This is a genomic window from Dyella sp. KRB-257, from assembly GCF_049445995.1.
Lineage (GTDB): Bacteria > Pseudomonadota > Gammaproteobacteria > Xanthomonadales > Rhodanobacteraceae > Dyella_A.
On the sequence record NZ_JBMSDZ010000002.1, the window covers coordinates 142,601 to 159,747 of the forward strand.

The window sequence follows — 17,147 nt, forward strand, 5'->3', positions numbered from 1 at the left end:
GGAACAAGGCACGTTCTGTACCAAGCCACAGGGACGAACGTGACCACCTCGACAGAACGGAGAGCTCCCCCGGCTGGCAGGGGGGCGAAAAGTGGCGACAATGCCCGAGCCATTTCCGGAACAGGGTGTCTGCGATGAAAAGCCTGCCGATCTTGCTGGTTCTCGTGTTTGCACCATGGGTCGCCACTGCGGGCTCCCGGCCGGCGCCAGCGGGGGCTCATCCCTTCAATGTGCATGACCTGGTAATGCTCGACCGCGTGAGCGATCCACAGCTTTCGCCTGACGGACGCTTCGCCGCCTTCAGCCTGCGCAGCACAGACTACGCCGCGAACAAGGGCGTCAATTCGGTCTATGTGCTGGACCTGCACGGCGGTGCGGCGCCGGTAAAGGTGGTGAGTGGCGGCAGCTCTGCGCGCTGGTCGGCGGATGGCAAGAGCCTGTTCTACGTGGCCCCGGCCGCCGGCGTGGACCAGCTGTGGCGCGTGAATCTGGCGATCGGCAAGCACGGTGTGGCGTCGGGCACGCCGGTCCAGGTGAGTCATGGCCCGCTGGACCTGGGCGGCTTCTCTCTCTCGCCGGATGGCAAGCGCGTGGCGATGACCTATGAGGTCTATCCCGATTGCGCCGATCTGGCCTGCACGAAGGAGCGCATGGACGGCGACGCGTCGGACAAATCCACCGGCACGCTCTACAAAAAGCTGTTCGTGCGCCACTGGGGTGCGTGGGCGACCGGGCGGCGCAACCAGCTCTTCGTGGCGAGCTTCGATGCGCGCGGCCAGCTGCCGGCCGAACCTACGCTGGTCAGCCGCGACATGGACGGCGACGTGCCGAGCAAGCCGTTCGGTGGCATGGAGGAGGTGGCGTTTGCGCCAGATGGGCAGAGCATCTATTTCGGAGCCCGCATCGCCGGCAGCAGCGAGCCGTGGTCGACCAATTTCGATGTCTACCGCGCACCGGTGGACGGCTCCGCCGCTCCGCAGAATCTCACGGCGGCCAACCCGGCATGGGATGCCTATCCGGTGCCGTCGCCGGACGGCCGCACGCTCTATTACCTGGCGATGAAGGAGCCAGGCTTCGAGGCCGATCGCTTCGCGATCATGGCGATGGATCTGGCCAGCGGCACCACGCGCGAGGTGGACCCGCAATGGGATCGCTCACCAGGCAGTCTGTCGATCTCTGCGGATGGCAAGACGCTGCTCGCCACTGCCGATGATCACGGCCAACACCCGTTGTTTGCCATCGATCCAACTACTGGCAAGGTGCACCTGCTGGTGGGTGACGGCACGGTCAGCGGCTATGCCGTGACGGGCAATACCTTGCTGCTGGCGCGGGATGATCTCAAACGCCCGGCCGATCTGTACGTGGCCAAGACGAGCGGGCACGGCCTGCGCCAGGTCACCCACTTCAACGTCGACCGGATGCGTGATGCGAAGGTCGGTGACTTTGAGTTCTTCAGCTTCACCGGCGCCAACCATGAGCCGGTGCAGGGCTATGTGGTGAAGCCGGTCGGCTACCAGCGCGGCAAGACCTATCCGGTCGCCTTCATCATCCACGGCGGGCCGCAGGGCGCGATGAACAACGGCTGGAGCTATCGCTGGAATCCGCAGACCTATGCTGGGCAGGGCTTTGCCGTGGTCACGGTCAACTTTCACGGTTCCACCGGCTACGGCCAAGCCTTTACCAATGCCATCTCCGGCGACTGGGGCGGCAGGCCGCTGGAAGATCTCCAGGCCGGCTGGAGCGCCGCCCTGGCGAAGTACCGCTTTCTTGACGGCGACCGCGCCTGCGCGCTCGGCGCCAGCTACGGCGGCTACATGGTGTACTGGATGGCGGGCGTGTGGAATGGCCCGTGGAAGTGCTTCGTCGACCACGACGGCGTGTTCGACACGCGCGCCATGTACTACGACACCGAAGAGCTGTGGTTCGAGGAAAAGGAGAACGGCGGCACGCCGTTCGATCACCCCGAGAACTACGAGCGCTTCAATCCGGTCAACCACGTGAAGGACTGGCGCGTGCCGATGCTGGTGGTGCACAGCGGCAAGGACTTCCGCATTCCGATCACGCAGGGGCTAGGCGCTTTCACTGCGCTGCAACGTCGCGGCATTCCCAGCGAGTTCCTCACCTTCCCCGACGAAAACCACTTCGTGCTCAAGCCGCAGAACAGCGTGCAGTGGCATGAGGCGGTGAATGCGTGGCTGAAGAAGTGGACGGCGGGCGCCGCAAGCCCGTAGGCCGTGGGTTTCGTGTGGGAGCGACTTCAGCCGCGACGCTGTGGGTGTGGTGAGGTGGTCGGGGCTGAAAGCCCCTCCTGCAGGGCGCGCGCGGTTGTGGGATTCGGCTCAAGTTTCCCCGCATGCGGTCGATCTGCTCCAGGACAGCGAGCGCCGCGCGGCGCTCTCGCAGACGAGGCCCTCCATGTCCGACGCTTCCCCACACGACGCCCCGCCGTCGCAGTACCTCACCCTCAACCTCGCGCACGAGGAATACGGCGTGGACATCCTCGCCGTGCGCGAGATCCGCGGCTGGACGCCGGTGACGCGCATTCCGCAGGCGCCGGCCTATGTGCTGGGCGTGCTCAACCTGCGCGGCGCGATCGTGCCGGTGATCGACATGCGCCTGCGCTTCGGCCTGCCGCGCGAGGCATACACCGCCAACACCGTGACCGTGATCGTCGCCGTCGCCGGGCGCAATTTCGGCGTGGTGGTGGACGCGGTGTCCGACGTGCTCGACGTGGACGCCGCCAACCTGCGCCCGGTGCCGGACATGGGCACCACCGTGGATACCGCATACCTCAAGGGCCTCACCGCCGTGGACGAGCGGATGGTGCTGCTGCTTGACGTGGACAAGCTGCTTCAGCCGCAGGACGCGCAGATGCTCGAAGCCGCCCTTCCGGCGGTCGCCGATGTGAAAGCCGTTGCCTGACAGGACCTGACATGAAATTGCCCAAGCTCGCCTTCAAGATTCCCTCCCTGAACATCCGCTGGCGCCTGCGCATCGTGCTCGGCCTGCTCACGCTGATGCTGCTGATCGGCGCGGCGATCGGCTTCGGCTCGATGCAGCTGCAGAACGAGGGGCTGCGCCGCGTCTACCAGGACGAGATGGTGCCGGCCAACATGGTGTCGCGCATCAACAACAAGTCGCTGCTCGCCTTCATCCTGATGAGCGAAGCCAGCGGCATGGTCGACAAGCCCGGCCAGCTCAAGCAGAAAATGGCCGAGTACAACGCGCTGCAGGCCGAGCTGACCAAGCTCAAGGCCGAGTACGCGAAGGTGCCCAAGAACCCCGCGGTCGAGGCCGAGTACAAGAAGTACCAGGCCGACGATGCCGACTACGGTTCCGCCAGCAAGGACATGGAGGACGCGCTCAACCAGGCCGACGCCGGCGCCGCCGACGTGCTGGAGATGGAGGTGCGTCCGCTGCTGCTCACCCGCCAGAACAAGCTCGACCGGCTGATGGACGTGCAGCGCGCCGAGGCGAAGCAGATCTACGACGACCAGGTGACCCGCTTCAAGCGGGTGCGCCTGGTGAGCATCAGCGCGCTGGCGCTGGGCCTGCTGCTGGCCATCGTGATGGCGCTGACGCTGAGCCGCTCGATCCTCCGCACGCTGGCCTACGCCGGCAAGGTTGCTCGCGAGATCGCGCAGGGCAAGCTGGGCCACGACATCCAGGTCGACCGCAAGGACGAGCTGGGCGAGCTGCTCGACGCGTTCCGCACCATGGACCTGCGCCTGTCGGCGATCGTCAGCGAGGTGCGCAACGGCTCGGGTGAGGTCAGCACGGCCGCGCAGCAGATCGCCCGCGGCAACGACGACCTCAGCCAGCGCACGCAGGAGCAGGCCTCCTCGCTGGAGGAGACTGCCTCGTCGATGGAGCAGATGACCTCCACCGTGAAGCAGAACGCCGAGAACGCCAGCCACGCCAACCAGCTCGCCCGCGGCGCCCGCGAGCAGGCCGAGCGCGGCGGCGAGGTGGTGACCCAGGCGGTGGTCGCGATGAAGGCGATCAACGACTCCAGCCGCAAGATTTCCGACATCGTCAGCCTGATCGACGAGATCGCCTTCCAGACCAACCTGCTGGCGCTCAACGCCGCGGTGGAGGCGGCGCGCGCCGGCGAGCAGGGCCGCGGCTTCGCGGTGGTGGCCACCGAGGTGCGCAACCTGGCTCAGCGCAGCGCCGGCGCGGCGAAGGAGATCAAGGGCCTGATCAAGGACAGCGCCGAGAAGGTGCACAACGGCACCGCGCTGGTCGACCAGACCGGCAAGTCGCTGGCCGAGATCGTCGACAGCGTGAAGAAGGTCACCGACATCGTGGCCGAGATCGCCGCGGCCAGCGCCGAGCAGTCCGCCGGCATCGACCAGGTGAACCACGCCGTGCTGCAGATGGACGAGATGACCCAGCAGAACGCCGCCCTGGTGGAAGAGGCCGCCGCGGCCGCCCGCGCCATGCAGGAGCAGGCCGCCGAGCTGACCCAGCAGGTGGGCTTCTTCCGGCTCGACGAGCACCTGGGCGACGTGGCGCCGTCGGTGGCCACGCGGGCGAAGACGGCGGTGGCCGAGGCCGAGGCGGTGTTCGCCGCGGTGCGCAGCGCGCCGGCCCCTGCCGCCGCCCGGTCGGCGCAGCGCACGGCCGAGACCGCCGACGCCGGTGCCTGGAAGGAGTTCTGACCGATGTCCGCACGCCTGGCCCAGCATGACGTGCGCCCCGACCCGGCAGGCGCCGCGACGGCCATGAACGGGCCGCCGCTGGGCGACGCGGACTTTGCCTTCCTGCGCCGGTTTGTCTACGACCAGTGCGGCATCGCCCTGAGCGAGCAGAAGCGCCAGCTGGTGCAGGGCCGCCTGCAGCGCCGCCTGCGCGCGCTGCGGCTGCGCGATTTCCGCGAGTACTGCGAGGTGCTCAGGCGCGAGCCGGACGCCGAGCTGGGCGAGCTGGCCAGTGCGATCAGCACCAACGTCACCGCGTTCTTCCGCGAAATGCACCACTACGACCTGCTGGTGGACAAGCTGCTGCCGGAGTGGCTGGAGCACAAGCGCCGGCAGGGCGATCGCCTGCGCATCTGGTCGGCCGGCTGCTCCACCGGCGAGGAGCCGTACGCGCTGGCGATGGTGCTGGCCGAGGCGCTCGAACGCAGCGGCGGCCCGGTGGACGCGAAGATCCTCGCCACCGACCTCTCGCCGCAGGCGCTGGAGGTCGCCCGCAAGGGCGTCTACGCGCTGGACCGCCTGGGCGGCGTCAGCGACGAGCGCCGCAAGCGCTGGTTCCTGCGCGGGCAGGGCGAGTACGACGGGCTGGTTTCGGTGCATCCGCGCCTGCGCGAGCTGGTCGCCATCCTGCCGCTGAACCTGCTGCACGACTGGCCGATGCAGGGCCCGTTCGACGCGATCTTCTGCCGCAACGTGGTGATCTACTTCGACAAGCCGACCAAGGAAAAGCTGTTCGCCCGCTACGCGCAGATGCTGCCGGCGGGCGGCTACCTGTTTCTCGGTCATTCCGAGTCGATGCACGGGCTGAGCAACGATTTCGAACTGATCGGGCGCACCGTCTACCGGAAACGCCCATGAGCGCCGTCGCACCCGCGCTGCCCTCGGTGCCGGGCAGCGGGGCCGGCGCCGTGCTGCCCGGCTTCGAGCACATGCGTCGCTTCTGGGATCCGGCGCATGCGCGCATGACGGTCAAGGTGCTGCCCGGCGAGTACTACGTGAGCCGGCAGGACGAGCTGGTGTCCACCGTGCTCGGCTCGTGCGTGTCCGCCTGCATCCACGACCGCCGGCTCAGGCTCGGCGGCATGAACCATTTCATGCTGCCCGAGCCCAGCGCCGAGCGCGGCGCCGGGCGCGACAGCTGGTCGGCCACGGTGGGCCGCGCGGCGCGCTACGGCAACGACGCGATGGAGCACCTGATCAACGCCCTGCTCAAGGCCGGCAGCCGGCGCGAGGACTGGGACGTGAAGGTGTTCGGCGGCGGCCGCGTGCTGTCGCAGATGACCGACGTGGGCAGCCGCAACATCGAGTTCGTGCAGCGCTACCTGCGCACCGAAGGCCTGGCGGTGACCGCGTCGGACCTGGGCGACGTGTACCCGCGCCAGGTGCAGTTCTTTCCGGTCAGCGGGAAGGTCCGCGTGCGGCAGATGCGCGGCCGCGACGAGTTCGCCCTGGTGGCGCGCGAGAAGCAATACCTCAAGCAGTTGGCAAACGATCCGATAAAGGGGGAGGTGGAGTTGTTCTGAGGTGGGTTGCATGGCGTCATCCGGGTGAACCGGAAGGTGGCGGACATGGCCTCACGCTTTGGGTCGTCATTCCCGCGCAAGCGGGAAGTGGCGAATCGAGCTTCAGACCTTCAGCCGTCATTCCCGCGAAAGCGGGAGGTGCTTTTCAACGGCGGAGCCGGTCATCCATCTTGGAGGCGCCACAAGATCAAAATGGGTTCCCGCTTGCGCGGGAATGACGCTCGCTTCGAACGGAACCCACCGTGCGTCGCGCGCAGCAACAAACGGTCACACGCACTGTGCGGTGCCGACAGGTTTACGAGCAGGCAGAGAGAACAGGCAATGGAAAGAGTGCGTGTCCTGGTGGTCGATGATTCCGCGCTGGTGCGGAAGCTGATGTCGGCCATGCTCTCGGCCGATCCGCGCATCGAGGTGGTCGGCACCGCGCCCGATCCGCTGATCGCGCGCGACAAGATCAAGCAGCTCAACCCCGACGTGCTCACGCTCGACGTGGAGATGCCGCGCATGGACGGCCTCACCTTCCTGGAAAACCTCATGCGGCTTCGGCCGATGCCGGTGGTGATGGTGTCCTCGCTGACCGAGCAGGGCGCCGAGGTGACGCTGCGCGCGCTCGAACTGGGCGCGGTGGATTTCTTCACCAAGCCCAACAGCGACCTGGCCAACACCTTCACCGAGGGCGCGCAGGAGATCTGCGCCAAGGTGATCGCCGCCGCGGGCGCCAGGCCGCGCGTGCGCACCGAAGTGCGCAAGCTCGACGTGCCGCCGCGACTCTCGGCCGACGCGGTGCTGCCGCGCGCCAGCGGCGCGGGCACCCGCGCGGGCAGCCCGATGATCGCGATCGGCGCCTCCACCGGCGGCACCGAGGCGATCCGCGTGGTGCTGGAGCAGATGCCGCCGGATGCGCCGCCGATCCTGGTCACCCAGCACATTCCCGCCGCCTTCAGCGGCCCGTTCGCCGCACGCATGGACCACTGCTCGGCGATGCGCGTGTGCGAGGCGCACGACGGTCAGCCGATCCAGCCCGGCCACGCCTACATCGCGCCGGGCAGTCAGCACCTGCTGGTGATGTGGGACGGCGCCAGACACGTGTGCCGCCTGCACGACGGTCCGCCGGTGAACCGGCACAAGCCCAGCGTGGACGTGCTGTTCCGCTCGCTCGCCGCCAGCGCCGGCGCCTCCACCGTGGCGGCGCTGCTCACCGGCATGGGCGACGACGGCGCGCGCGGCCTGCTGGAACTGAGCCAGGCCGGCGCGCGCACGCTGGTGCAGGACGAAGCCAGTTCGGTGGTGTGGGGCATGCCCGGCGCCGCCTGGAAACTCGGCGCGGCGCGCGAGGCGCTGCCGCTGCTCGACATTGCCGCGCGCCTGCTCACGCTGGCGCGCCAACCCTTCAAGAGCGCCGTCGGCGCGTGACCGAGCGAACCCCCATGGCTGCCATTGTGTCCTTCTTCCATTCCCGTCTCGTCGCCGGCCTGCTGGCCAGCATGGCGGCGCTGCTGCTGTGCCTGGTCTGGCATCCGGTATGGCTGGCGCCGCTGCTGGTGATCGCGCTCACCGCGGTGTGGATCGTCGAGAGCCGCCGCGTGCCGCCCGCCGCGCCCGTCGAAGCGGCGGTGGCCATCCACGCCGGGCCGGTGCGCGAAGCGCTGGAAGACGTGCGCGGTGCGCTGGTCGACGAGCTCGGTCACGCCACCCGCGAGCTGCACCAGGCGATGGACCTGCTGCGCGATGCGGTGCTGGAGCTGGGCGGCGGCTTCGACGGCCTCTCGCGCAAGACCGGCCAGCAGCAGTCGCTGCTGGCGCAGATCATCGGTGCGCAGAACGGCGAGGTGTCGGTGCAGGACTTCGCCAACCGCACCTCGGACCTGCTGGAGCACTTCGTCGGGATGATCGTGCAGATGTCGCGCGAGAGCCTGCGCATCGTCTACCGCATCGACGGCATGGCGAAGGAGATGGACGCGGTGTTCGGCCTGCTGAAGAACGTCAACACCATCGCCGAGGAAACCAACCTGCTCGCGCTGAATGCCTCGATCGAGGCGGCGCGCGCCGGCGAGGCCGGTCGCGGCTTCGCGGTGGTGGCCGGCGAGATCCGCAACCTGGCCAGCCATTCCAACCAGTTCAACGAGCAGATCGGCAGCCACGTCGAGCGCGCCCGCGGTGCGATGGAGCAGCTGCGCGGCCTGGTCGGCACGATGGCCTCGCAGGATCTCAACGTGGCGCTGTCGGCCAAGGGCGGCATCGACGCGATGATGGCCCACGTCACCGAGAGCGACGCGCGCACCACCTCGGTGGCCGACCAGGTGGTGGAGATCAACCGCGGCCTGGGCAACGACGTGGCCACCACCGTGCGCTCGCTGCAGTTCGAGGACATCCTCAGCCAGCTGATCAACCAGACCCGCACGCGGCTGGTGGAGCTGCAGGAAGTGACCGCCGAATGCACCCGCGACATCGAGCGGCTCGCCTGCGACCCGATGGATTCGGCGGTGCTCGCCGAGCGCGCCGGGCAGGTGCGCAGCCGGCTGGCGATCCAGCGCGAAAAGGCGCGCCTGCGCTCGCGCGGTCCGGCGCTGCAGAGCTCGATGGATGCCGGCGAGATCGAACTCTTCTGAGGAACCGAGCCATGAGCCTGACCGTCCACCACGACCGCGAACACGACTGCCTCACCCTGCAACTGGGCGAGCGCTTCGACTTCTCCGTGCACCGCGACTTCCACGACGCCTGCCTGGTCGCCGACGCGCGCGCGCGCAGCTACATCATCGACCTCGGCGAGGTCGCCCGCATGGACAGCTCCGCGCTGGGCATGCTGCTGCTGCTGCGCGAACACGCCGGCGTCGACCACGCCGACATCCGTATCGTCAACGCCGGCAGCGCCCTGCGCAGCACGCTCAAGGTCGCCGGCTTCGACAAGCTGTTCGTGCTGCACTGATGTCATGTGCTGTGCTGGAGGCGCCGCACCTTGGCTCCCCAGCGGGGAGAAGGATGCAGCATAAGAGCCACGCGCTTTTGCAGCCCGGCCGACCAAAGCCCGACAGGCTGCTAGTGCTTAGTGCCCGCCGGCCGTCGCGCTGCTGCTCTTGGGCGTGAATGGCGGCCGGGTCAGCCAGGTCACCAGCGTCAGCGCGAGGAAGATCCAGCCGAGGGCGTGGAACAACTCGTCGAAGCCGATCTGGTAGCCCTGCTGGGTGATCATGCCGTTGATCGCCACCGCGCCGGCGCGCATGTCGCCATGCCCGATCTGCTCGATCGCCGCCTGCGCCGTGGGGTTGTAGGGATTGATCGCCTCGGCCAGGCGGGCATGGTGCAGCACCGCGCGGCGGTCCCACAGGAAGGTGGTGAGCGAGGCGGAGAAGCTGCCGCCCAGCGTGCGCAGGAAGGTGGCCAGTCCCGAGCCCGCCGCGATCTCGCTCGATTGCAGATCCGACAGCAGGATCACCGTCATGGGCATGAAGAACAGCGCCACGCCGAAGCCCATCAGCAATTGCATCAGCGCCACGTGGGCGAAGTCGATGTCCAGGTAGAAGCGTGAGCGCAGGAAGCAGGTGGTGCCCATCACCGCGAACGCCGCCGTGGCCAGCAGGCGCAGGTCGAAGCGCATCGCATAGCGGCCGACCAGGAAGGTGAGCAGCATCGGTGCGATACCCAGCGGCGAGGCCGCGAAGCCGGCCCAGGTGGCGGTATAGCCCAGGTTGCGCTGCAGCCATTGTGGCAGCAGCAGGTTGATCGAAAAGTACGCCGAGTACGAAAGCACCAGTGCCAGTGTGCCGAAACGGAAGTTGTGGTGGCGGAACAGCCGCAGGTCGACGATCGGCTCCCTGTCGGTCAGCTCCCAGATCAGGAACACCGCCAGCGCAATGGCTGAAACGAGGCTGGCGACCACGATGAAGGTGGAGTTGAACCAGTCCTCGTCGTTGCCCTTGTCCAGCACGATCTGCAGCGCACCCACGCCGATCACCAGGCTGATCAGGCCCACGTAGTCCATCTTCGGGCGCACCGTCGCCTCGGCTCGCCCGCGCATCTGGTTGGCCACCACGAAGCTGGCGAAGATGCCGATCGGCACGTTGATGAAGAAGATCCACGGCCACGAGTAGTTGTCGGTGATCAGGCCGCCGAGGATCGGGCCGGCGATCGGTGCCACCACCGCCACCATCGACAACAGCGCCAGCGCCATGCCGCGCTTGGCCGGCGGGTAGATCGAGATCATCAGGCTCTGCGTGATCGGGTACATGGGACCTGCCACCGCGCCCTGGATCGCGCGGAACAGGATCAGCAACCCCATGCTGGGTGCGATCCCGCACAGGAACGAGGCCAGCACGAACAGCAGCGAGCAGGAGACGAACAGCCTGACCTCGCCGAAGCGGCGGGTGAGAAAGCCGGTGAGCGGCAGCGCGATCGCCTGGCTCACCGCGAAGGAGGTGATCACCCAGGTGCTCTGGTCGTTGCTCACGCCGAGGTTGCCGGCGATGGTCGGCAGCGACACGTTGGCGATGGTGGTGTCCAGCACCTGCATGAAGGTCGCCAGCGACAGGCCGATCGTGGCGAGCGCCAGGTTGGGTGGACGGAACGCGCTGCTCATGCGTTGGAAGAAAAACCAGGGGTGAGGGAGCGCGATTCGGGGGCGACCGCGGGACGGCCGGCGAGGGGCACAAGACCAGCCGGCGCGGGGCGCAAGACTAGAGGCCAAAGCATTACCAGTCAAGGCAATAATTGACATGACAGCTTTTTGGCGAGAGCATCCCCGTAACCACAGGCGCTGGAGCGATGGCCGCGCGTTCGCGCCGAGACGAGGCAGCCGCCGTCTTTCTGATGCAGGAGTGATCCATGCCCTTCACGATTCTCGCCCTGTCGGGCGGCGGCTATCTGGGGTTGCACGAAGCCGTGCTGCTGCGCGAACTGGAGCGGGCACTGCACCGGCCCATTGCGGAGGCGTTCGACCTGATCTGCGGCTCCTCGATCGGCGCCGTGACTGCGATGGCGCTGGCGGTCGGCACCCCTGCGCGCGACATCGAGGCCGGCTTCCTGCAGCACGGGGCGCGCATCTTCCCGGGCCACGTGTGGCGCGCGTCCCGACCGCTGGCCTACCTGTCCAGCATCCGCTACATGTTCCGCTCGCGTTACCGCGGCGAGGCGGTGGGCGAGACCGTTGATGCCATTGTCGGCGCCCAGCGCACCTTGGGCGAGGCGCGCACCCGGCTGGTGATCCCGGTGATCAACGCGTCGACCGGCCGGCTGGAGGTGATCAAGACCCCGCACAGCGAGCGCAACTGGTACTACGCCGAATTGCGCCTGGCCGAGGTCGCGATGGCGGCCACCGCGGCACCCACCTACTTCCCGATCGCCAGCCTGCGCGACCAGCTCTACGTGGATGCGGGCATCTTCGCCAACTCACCGGGGATGTTCGGGCTGCACGAGGCCAGCCACTACTGCAAGGTGCCGACGCAGGCGATCCACGTGCTGAGCCTGGGTACCCACGTCACCCGGCCACGGCTGACGCCGCGCGAGCGGCGCGATCTCGGCGCGCTGGGCTGGCTCAAGGGCGGGCGCCTCTACACCACGATGTCAGCCGCGCAGCGCGAGCTGACCGACAACATCCTGCGCCACATCCTGGAGGAGCGCTACCAGCGCATCGACGGCGTCCCCGACCTTCGCGGCGACGTGCCGCTGCAGTTCGACAACGTCTCGCTGGCGGCATCGCGGCGGCTCATCGAGCTGGGGGAGCGTGCGTGGAGCGAGGCCTATGCGCAGCCCTCGATCCGGCGTTTCATCGAGCTGCTGCGCGGGCACGCGGTCGACGCACGCTGGCGCGCGGCGGTGCCGGATCCTGCCGGACCTGACCACGTCGGCGCGTCTATCGCGGCCACGGCGAAGGAACAGGAGCCCTCGGGCCTGACTTGACCGCGCGCCTCGCTGCTTACCAGGTACGCACCGAGGCGATGCTTGCGGTGTAGGTGGCCATGTCTGGCGAGTAGCGGAACAGGCGGCCGAGGTTGAAGTTGACCACCTGACCCGGTGCGATGTTGGTGGTGCCGGCCGGCCAGCCCTTCTTCTGCTGGATCACGCGGCCGTTGGCGTCCTTGGCGATGATGATGATCTGCGCGGCGGCCGGTTCGGCGCACTTGTTCATCACCTGGCCCTTCATGGTCATGCGCGCGCCCTCGGTCACCTTGAAATCCTGGATGGCGAAATCGGTGGGCGCGCAGGCGGCATGGGCGGCCAGCGGGGCCAGCATCAGCATGGCGGAGGCGAGCAGGGTCTTCATGGGCGGGATTTCCTCGGGTGGACTGAAAGCATCGCCCTAGGAATCGACCCATGCCGGCATTTCTTTAGGGCGCCCTCGCGGTTTGCCCGTGATGCGCATCACATTTTCCGACGGTCAACGCACGTGGCCGTCCGCGATGTGCTCCAGGAACCACAATCCGGCAAACAGCTTGGGATCGATCGAATAACCCTCCGCCGCCCGCGCGAATAGCCAGCCTCCCGCCTCGGCGCGCGGCACCTCGTGCACCCGGATGTTCTCGCTCTCGTCGCCGCCGCCGGCACCCACTTTCACCAGATCCAGGGCGCGGGCGAAAACGATCATCTCGGTGCTCATGCCGGAGGACGACGGGCCCTGGTGGATGAACTCGATGCGCCCGCAGCGATAACCGGTTTCTTCCTCCAGCTCGCGCTCGGCGGCGATCAGCGCACTCTCGTCGGCCTGCCCGGCGAGGTCGCCGACCAGCCCTGCCGGCATCTCGATGGTGTGCTGCAGGATCGACACCCGGTACTGCTCCACGAACAGCACCCGATCCTCGGGCGTCACCGCCACGATGATCACCGCGCCGCCGCAGTGGTTGCGCTCGGCGTATTCCCAGCGGCCGCGCTGGCGCAGGCTGAGCCAGCGGCCCTGATAGAGGGTTTCCACGGGAGCGTGGGCGTCGGGCGGCGTCGGCAGGGTGTCGGGATTCATCCGGGCATGGTGCCCCGCGCCCGCGCTGCGCTCAACCACCGCTGCGCTGTTGCGGGAGGGGCTTCAGCTGCAGGGATGTCGCTGTGGGCTTCAGCTCCGACACCGGCCGGCGGAAGCGTCGGGCTGAAGCCCCTCCCACACGTGCCTTTGGACCACATGGCATGCCGGTGCGGCGTTCCGGGAAAGCCTCAGGCGTCGGCCAGGGCGCGCAGGCGGGCGCGGGTGAGCGGGCCGAAGCGCAGCTGTTCGCACAGGGTGTCCATGGCGTCGGTGCGGGCCGGCTGGCGGCGCAGAGCGTCGATGCCGTCGGCGATCGGGGCGTCCAGCGCGATGCGCGTGATGCGCCGGTACAGCAGCGCCTGCTCGCGATATTCGCGCAGGCGGGCGGCGCAGGCGGCGGCGCCGCGCAGGCGCAGGAACGGCACCTCGTCCACGCGTTCGAGCAGGGTTTCCAGGCTGCCGAAATGGGCCAGCAGCGCGGCGGCGGTCTTGGCGCCGATGCCGGGCACCCCGGGGATGTTGTCCACCGCGTCGCCGCACAGGGCGAGGTAGTCGGCGACCTGGTGCGGGTGCACGCCGAGTTTTTCGTGCACGCCCGCCGGACCCCAGCGCAGGTTGCGCGCGAAGTCCCACTGCTCGTCGTGCTCGCCCAGCAGCTGGCCGAAGTCCTTGTCGGCCGAGACGATCACGCTGGGCACGCCGTGGCCGCGCAGGCTCCACAACGTGGAGCCGATCAGGTCGTCGGCCTCGTAGCTGTGGTCGATCATCACGCTCACGCCCAGCGCCTCGGTGATCGCGCGGCACAGCACGAACTGGCGCTCCAGATCCGGCGGCGGCAGTTCGCGGTTGGCCTTGTAGGGTGGGTAGATGGCGTTGCGGAACGAACTGGTGAGCGAGGCGTCGAAGGCCACCGCCACGCGGCTCGGGCGCGCCTTCTCCAGCAGCTCGCACAGGAACCGGGTGTAGCCGTGCACGGCATTGACCGGATGGCCGTCGGCGTCGTGGAACTCGTCCGGCATCGAGTGCCAGGCGCGGAACACATACAGGCTGCCGTCGATGAGGTGGGCCGACGGATGGCCGACGGCGGCGTTCAACGCGGGTCGCTCCAGTCGCGAAGCAGGTCGCCGAGCGCGGGCCGCTCGCGATCGGGCACGGCCATCTGCACGCTGCCCAGATGCACGAAGCCGATCACCTGCTCGTGCTGGGCCAGCCCCAGCAGCGAGGCCACCTCGGTGTCGTAGGCGGCCCAGCCGGTGAGCCACTGCGCGCCGAAGCCCAGCGCCTCGGCCCCCAGCAGCAGGTTGTAGGCCACGCAGCCGGCGCTGAGCTGCTGCTCCATCGGCGGCACCGCGCTGGTGGGGTCGATGCGGCTGACCACCACGATCACCAGCGGCGCGAAGGTGTAGCGCAACCGCTCCTTGTCGCGCCTGGCCTCGGACATTTCGGGGTGGCGGGCGATCGCGCGCGCGGCCAGGCGTTCGCCGAAGCGCCGCTTGTGCTCGCCGCGCAGGGCGATCAACCGGAACGGCACCAGCTTGCCGTGGTCGGGCACGCGGATCGCCGCCTCCAGCAGGGCGGTGAGGGTGGCCGCGTCGGGCGCCGGCTCGCCGAGCTGGCGCGAAGGGACGGAGCGGCGGCGGTGGAACAGGGCGAGGGCATCGGTGGGCGAAGCGGGCATCGAGGTACTCGGCTCAAGGAAGGGGCAGCGTGAACGAGCCGGGCAGCAGCTCGGCGACGGTGGTTTCCTGCACGTGCCGGCCGAGGTTGCCCAGCAGCACCGGCATCGCCTGGTCGCACAGCTCGGCCATCACCTGGCGGCAGGCGCCGCAGGGGCTGACCGGTCCGGGCGTGTCGGCCACCACCGCCAGCGCGGCGAAGTCGCCGGGTCGGCAGCCGGCCGCCACGGCGGCGAACAGTGCGGTGCGCTCGGCGCAGTTGCACAGGCCGTAGGCGGCGTTCTCCACGTTGCAGCCGTCGAAGCGGCGGCCGTCGAGGGTGAGCGCCACCGCACCGACCTGGAAGCGGGAATACGGGGCATAGGCGCGCTGGCGTGCGGCGCGGGCGAGGTTCAACAGTTCGTCGACGGGCAGGATCGTGGCAGCCATCAGGAGGTCTCCGCGTGACCCCGCGGGACGCTTCCGGGCGACCGTTGGCGGGCCAGTCTACTGCGCACGGACGGCTGGTTCATCCGGCGTCGGTCCGGCGGGAGTCGCCAAGCGTCGGTGGCCGCACTACGATGCCCGGACCTTATCCGATGGGGCATGCACGATGGCGATCACCGTGGGCGCATTGCGCGAGACCGCTGCCGGCGAACGGCGCGTGGCGATCACACCGGAGATGGCGAAGAAGATGCGCGGCCGCGGCTGGCGCGTGCTGCTCGAACGCGACGCCGGTGCCCGCGCCGGGTTCCCGGACGCCTTGTATGCCGACGTCGAGTTCGCCGGCGCCGCCGAGGTCTGCGCCCAGGCCGACGTGCTGACCTGCGTGCTGCCGCCGGCCGACGGCGCCATCGCCGGGCTGCGCGAACAGTCGGTGCTGGTGGGCCAGCTGCGCCCCTACGGCGCGGGCGAGCGCATCGCTGCGATGTCGGCGCGCAAGCTGGCCGCGTACGCGCTGGAGCTGCTGCCGCGCACCACCCGCGCGCAGGCGATGGACGTGCTCAGTTCGCAGGCGGCGGTGGCCGGCTATCGCGCCATGCTGATCGCGGCCGAGTCGGCGCCGAAATTCTTTCCGATGCTGACCACCGCCGCGGGCACCATCCGCCCGGCGCGCGTGCTGGTGATCGGCGCCGGCGTGGCCGGCCTGCAGGCGATCGCCACGGCGCGCCGGCTGGGCGCGCAGACCGAGGGCTACGACGTGCGCCCGGAAACGCGCGAGCAGGTGGAGTCGCTGGGCGCCAAGTTCCTCGATCTCGGCGTCAGCGCCGCCGGCAGCGGTGGTTATGCGCGCGAACTGTCCGCCGAGGAGCGCGCCGCGCAGCAGCAGGCGCTGGCCGACCACCTGAAGAACGTCGACGTGATCGTCTCGACCGCCGCGGTGCCGGGTCGTCCCGCGCCGAAGATCCTCTCCGCCGCGATGGTGGCCGGCATGAAGCCCGGTGCGCTGATCGTGGACCTGGCCGCCGAGAGCGGCGGCAACTGCGAGCTGACGCGTCCGGGCGAGCGTGTGGAGCAGGGCGGCGTGAGCATCCTGGGCCCGCTCAACCTGCCGGCCGGTGCGCCGCTGCACGCGTCGGAAATGTACGCACGCAACGTGTTCAATTTCGTCGAGCTGCTGATCAAGGACGACGCGGTGGCGCCGGACGATGCCGACGAGCTGGTGGCCAAGAGCTGCGTCACCCGCGACGGCACCGCGCGCTTCAGCGGATGAGTCTGCGCGCCTTTCCTCACATCTGAAACGCAGACGCCCCGCGATCCGCGGGGCGTCTGCGTCGGGCCTTGCTCAGGGCCGCCCCTCGCGCGGCGGATGGTGCCGCGGCCCCATCTCGCGCAGCCACTGCTGGCGCTGCTCGATGGTCTGCGAGCGCCACTTGCGCAGGAGCTTCTCGCGCTGCGCCGGCGGCAGTTGCTGGAACTGCCGGTAGGCGTGGTGCAGCTGTTCGCGCTGCGCCGGCGGCAACTGGTGGAACTTGCGCATGTTCTCGCGGGCGAGGCGGCGTTGTTCCGGGGTCATCGCGTGCCAGCGCGCGATGCGCTGGCGGATCTTGTCCTGCTGCGCGGGCGGCAGCGTGAGCCAGTGCCGGGTCTTGTCCAGCATGCGCGCCTGCCTGCGCGGCGGCAGGGCATCCCAGTCTGCCTGCATGGGAGCGAGCAGTTCGCGCTGCGCCGGGCTGAGCGAGCGCCAGGGGTGCGGTGCGGCCTGTGTATCGGAGGCGGGCGGGATGTCTTGCGCGTGCAGGATGCTGGCGTGACCGGCAAACAGGCCGGTGGTCGCGGTCAGCAGCACGAAGGCGAGGTGGCGTGGTGACGGGAGCAT

At 69.0% G+C, this 17,147-nt stretch carries 17 protein-coding genes; 10 read left to right on the plus strand and 7 right to left on the minus strand.

Annotated features, from left to right (window positions below):
* Positions 1-134: 134 nt before the first annotated feature.
* The 8 genes from ACO2Q2_RS02120 (at position 135) to ACO2Q2_RS02155 (ending at position 9,152) form a co-directional block, all read left to right on the plus strand.
* Positions 135-2,231, plus strand: a complete 2,097-nt coding sequence (locus ACO2Q2_RS02120; protein ID WP_423254121.1) for a prolyl oligopeptidase family serine peptidase — start codon at positions 135-137, stop codon at positions 2,229-2,231.
* 184 nt (positions 2,232-2,415) lie between these two features.
* A complete protein-coding gene (locus tag ACO2Q2_RS02125) occupies positions 2,416-2,922 on the plus strand; it encodes a chemotaxis protein CheW (protein WP_423254122.1) in 507 nt (168 codons plus the stop codon).
* Positions 2,923-2,933: 11 nt separating this feature from the next.
* Positions 2,934-4,664 (plus strand): methyl-accepting chemotaxis protein, encoded by a 1,731-nt coding sequence (locus ACO2Q2_RS02130; protein WP_423254123.1) that lies wholly within the window; start codon positions 2,934-2,936, stop codon positions 4,662-4,664.
* 3 nt (positions 4,665-4,667) lie between these two features.
* A complete protein-coding gene (locus tag ACO2Q2_RS02135) occupies positions 4,668-5,561 on the plus strand; it encodes a CheR family methyltransferase (RefSeq protein WP_423254124.1) in 894 nt (297 codons plus the stop codon).
* Positions 5,558-6,226, plus strand: a complete 669-nt coding sequence (cheD, locus tag ACO2Q2_RS02140; RefSeq protein ID WP_423254125.1) for a chemoreceptor glutamine deamidase CheD — start codon at positions 5,558-5,560, stop codon at positions 6,224-6,226. Before ACO2Q2_RS02135 ends, cheD begins: the two co-directional genes overlap by 4 nt.
* A 321-nt stretch (positions 6,227-6,547) precedes the next feature.
* Positions 6,548-7,639 (plus strand): protein-glutamate methylesterase/protein-glutamine glutaminase, encoded by a 1,092-nt coding sequence (locus ACO2Q2_RS02145; protein ID WP_423254126.1) that lies wholly within the window; start codon positions 6,548-6,550, stop codon positions 7,637-7,639.
* A gap of 14 nt (positions 7,640-7,653) precedes the next feature.
* Positions 7,654-8,835: a methyl-accepting chemotaxis protein gene (locus ACO2Q2_RS02150; RefSeq protein WP_423254127.1), complete on the plus strand. Its 1,182-nt coding sequence runs from the start codon at positions 7,654-7,656 to the stop codon at positions 8,833-8,835.
* Positions 8,836-8,846: 11 nt separating this feature from the next.
* On the plus strand, positions 8,847-9,152 hold the full coding sequence (locus ACO2Q2_RS02155; RefSeq protein WP_423254128.1) for an STAS domain-containing protein: 306 nt from the start codon (positions 8,847-8,849) through the stop codon (positions 9,150-9,152).
* 117 nt (positions 9,153-9,269) lie between these two features.
* Here the strand turns inward: ACO2Q2_RS02155 and ACO2Q2_RS02160 are convergent, their stop codons facing one another.
* Positions 9,270-10,799, minus strand: coding sequence for a DHA2 family efflux MFS transporter permease subunit (locus ACO2Q2_RS02160; protein WP_423254129.1), 1,530 nt, complete (start codon positions 10,797-10,799; stop codon positions 9,270-9,272).
* Between the two features lie 245 nt (positions 10,800-11,044).
* Between ACO2Q2_RS02160 and ACO2Q2_RS02165 the strand changes: the two genes are divergently transcribed.
* A complete protein-coding gene (locus ACO2Q2_RS02165) occupies positions 11,045-12,118 on the plus strand; it encodes a CBASS cGAMP-activated phospholipase (RefSeq protein WP_423254130.1) in 1,074 nt (357 codons plus the stop codon).
* 16 nt (positions 12,119-12,134) lie between these two features.
* On the opposite strand, the gene ACO2Q2_RS02170 is transcribed toward ACO2Q2_RS02165, so the two are convergent.
* The 5 genes from ACO2Q2_RS02170 to cdd all read right to left on the minus strand — a co-directional run bounded on the left by ACO2Q2_RS02170 (position 12,135) and on the right by cdd (position 15,277).
* Positions 12,135-12,482, minus strand: a complete 348-nt coding sequence (locus ACO2Q2_RS02170) for a hypothetical protein (RefSeq protein WP_423254131.1) — start codon at positions 12,480-12,482, stop codon at positions 12,135-12,137.
* A 114-nt stretch (positions 12,483-12,596) separates the two neighbouring features.
* Positions 12,597-13,172, minus strand: a complete 576-nt coding sequence (locus tag ACO2Q2_RS02175; RefSeq protein WP_423254132.1) for an NUDIX hydrolase — start codon at positions 13,170-13,172, stop codon at positions 12,597-12,599.
* Positions 13,173-13,360: 188 nt separating this feature from the next.
* Positions 13,361-14,266 (minus strand): 5'-3' exonuclease, encoded by a 906-nt coding sequence (locus tag ACO2Q2_RS02180; protein ID WP_423254133.1) that lies wholly within the window; start codon positions 14,264-14,266, stop codon positions 13,361-13,363.
* On the minus strand, positions 14,263-14,850 hold the full coding sequence (locus tag ACO2Q2_RS02185; RefSeq protein WP_423254134.1) for a nitroreductase family protein: 588 nt from the start codon (positions 14,848-14,850) through the stop codon (positions 14,263-14,265). Before ACO2Q2_RS02185 ends, ACO2Q2_RS02180 begins: the two co-directional genes overlap by 4 nt.
* Positions 14,851-14,863: 13 nt before the next feature.
* Positions 14,864-15,277, minus strand: a complete 414-nt coding sequence (gene cdd, locus ACO2Q2_RS02190) for a cytidine deaminase (protein ID WP_423254135.1) — start codon at positions 15,275-15,277, stop codon at positions 14,864-14,866.
* Positions 15,278-15,440: 163 nt separating this feature from the next.
* Here cdd and ACO2Q2_RS02195 point away from each other — a divergent pair, with 163 nt between their 5' ends.
* Entirely contained in the window at positions 15,441-16,541 is a 1,101-nt protein-coding gene (locus ACO2Q2_RS02195; RefSeq protein WP_423254136.1) for an NAD(P) transhydrogenase subunit alpha, read from the plus strand.
* 72 nt (positions 16,542-16,613) lie between these two features.
* Here ACO2Q2_RS02195 and ACO2Q2_RS02200 read toward each other — a convergent pair whose 3' ends face one another.
* Entirely contained in the window at positions 16,614-17,147 is a 534-nt protein-coding gene (locus ACO2Q2_RS02200) for a DUF3106 domain-containing protein (protein WP_423254137.1), read from the minus strand.

Excerpts from the sequence above, each read along its gene's own strand:
- ACO2Q2_RS02120 (WP_423254121.1), top strand. The coding sequence starts at position 135 with ATGAAAAGCCTGCCGATCTTGCTGGTTCTCGTGTTTGCACCATGGGTC.
- ACO2Q2_RS02125 (WP_423254122.1), top strand. The coding sequence starts at position 2,416 with ATGTCCGACGCTTCCCCACACGACGCCCCGCCGTCGCAGTACCTCACC.
- ACO2Q2_RS02130 (WP_423254123.1), top strand. The coding sequence starts at position 2,934 with ATGAAATTGCCCAAGCTCGCCTTCAAGATTCCCTCCCTGAACATCCGC.
- ACO2Q2_RS02135 (WP_423254124.1), top strand. The coding sequence starts at position 4,668 with ATGTCCGCACGCCTGGCCCAGCATGACGTGCGCCCCGACCCGGCAGGC.
- cheD (WP_423254125.1), top strand. The coding sequence starts at position 5,558 with ATGAGCGCCGTCGCACCCGCGCTGCCCTCGGTGCCGGGCAGCGGGGCC.
- ACO2Q2_RS02145 (WP_423254126.1), top strand. The coding sequence starts at position 6,548 with ATGGAAAGAGTGCGTGTCCTGGTGGTCGATGATTCCGCGCTGGTGCGG.
- ACO2Q2_RS02150 (WP_423254127.1), top strand. The coding sequence starts at position 7,654 with ATGGCTGCCATTGTGTCCTTCTTCCATTCCCGTCTCGTCGCCGGCCTG.
- ACO2Q2_RS02155 (WP_423254128.1), top strand. The coding sequence starts at position 8,847 with ATGAGCCTGACCGTCCACCACGACCGCGAACACGACTGCCTCACCCTG.
- ACO2Q2_RS02160 (WP_423254129.1), bottom strand. The coding sequence starts at position 10,799 with ATGAGCAGCGCGTTCCGTCCACCCAACCTGGCGCTCGCCACGATCGGC.
- ACO2Q2_RS02165 (WP_423254130.1), top strand. The coding sequence starts at position 11,045 with ATGCCCTTCACGATTCTCGCCCTGTCGGGCGGCGGCTATCTGGGGTTG.
- ACO2Q2_RS02170 (WP_423254131.1), bottom strand. The coding sequence starts at position 12,482 with ATGAAGACCCTGCTCGCCTCCGCCATGCTGATGCTGGCCCCGCTGGCC.
- ACO2Q2_RS02175 (WP_423254132.1), bottom strand. The coding sequence starts at position 13,172 with ATGAATCCCGACACCCTGCCGACGCCGCCCGACGCCCACGCTCCCGTG.
- ACO2Q2_RS02185 (WP_423254134.1), bottom strand. The coding sequence starts at position 14,850 with ATGCCCGCTTCGCCCACCGATGCCCTCGCCCTGTTCCACCGCCGCCGC.
- cdd (WP_423254135.1), bottom strand. The coding sequence starts at position 15,277 with ATGGCTGCCACGATCCTGCCCGTCGACGAACTGTTGAACCTCGCCCGC.
- ACO2Q2_RS02195 (WP_423254136.1), top strand. The coding sequence starts at position 15,441 with ATGGCGATCACCGTGGGCGCATTGCGCGAGACCGCTGCCGGCGAACGG.
- ACO2Q2_RS02200 (WP_423254137.1), bottom strand. The coding sequence starts at position 17,147 with ATGCTCCCGTCACCACGCCACCTCGCCTTCGTGCTGCTGACCGCGACC.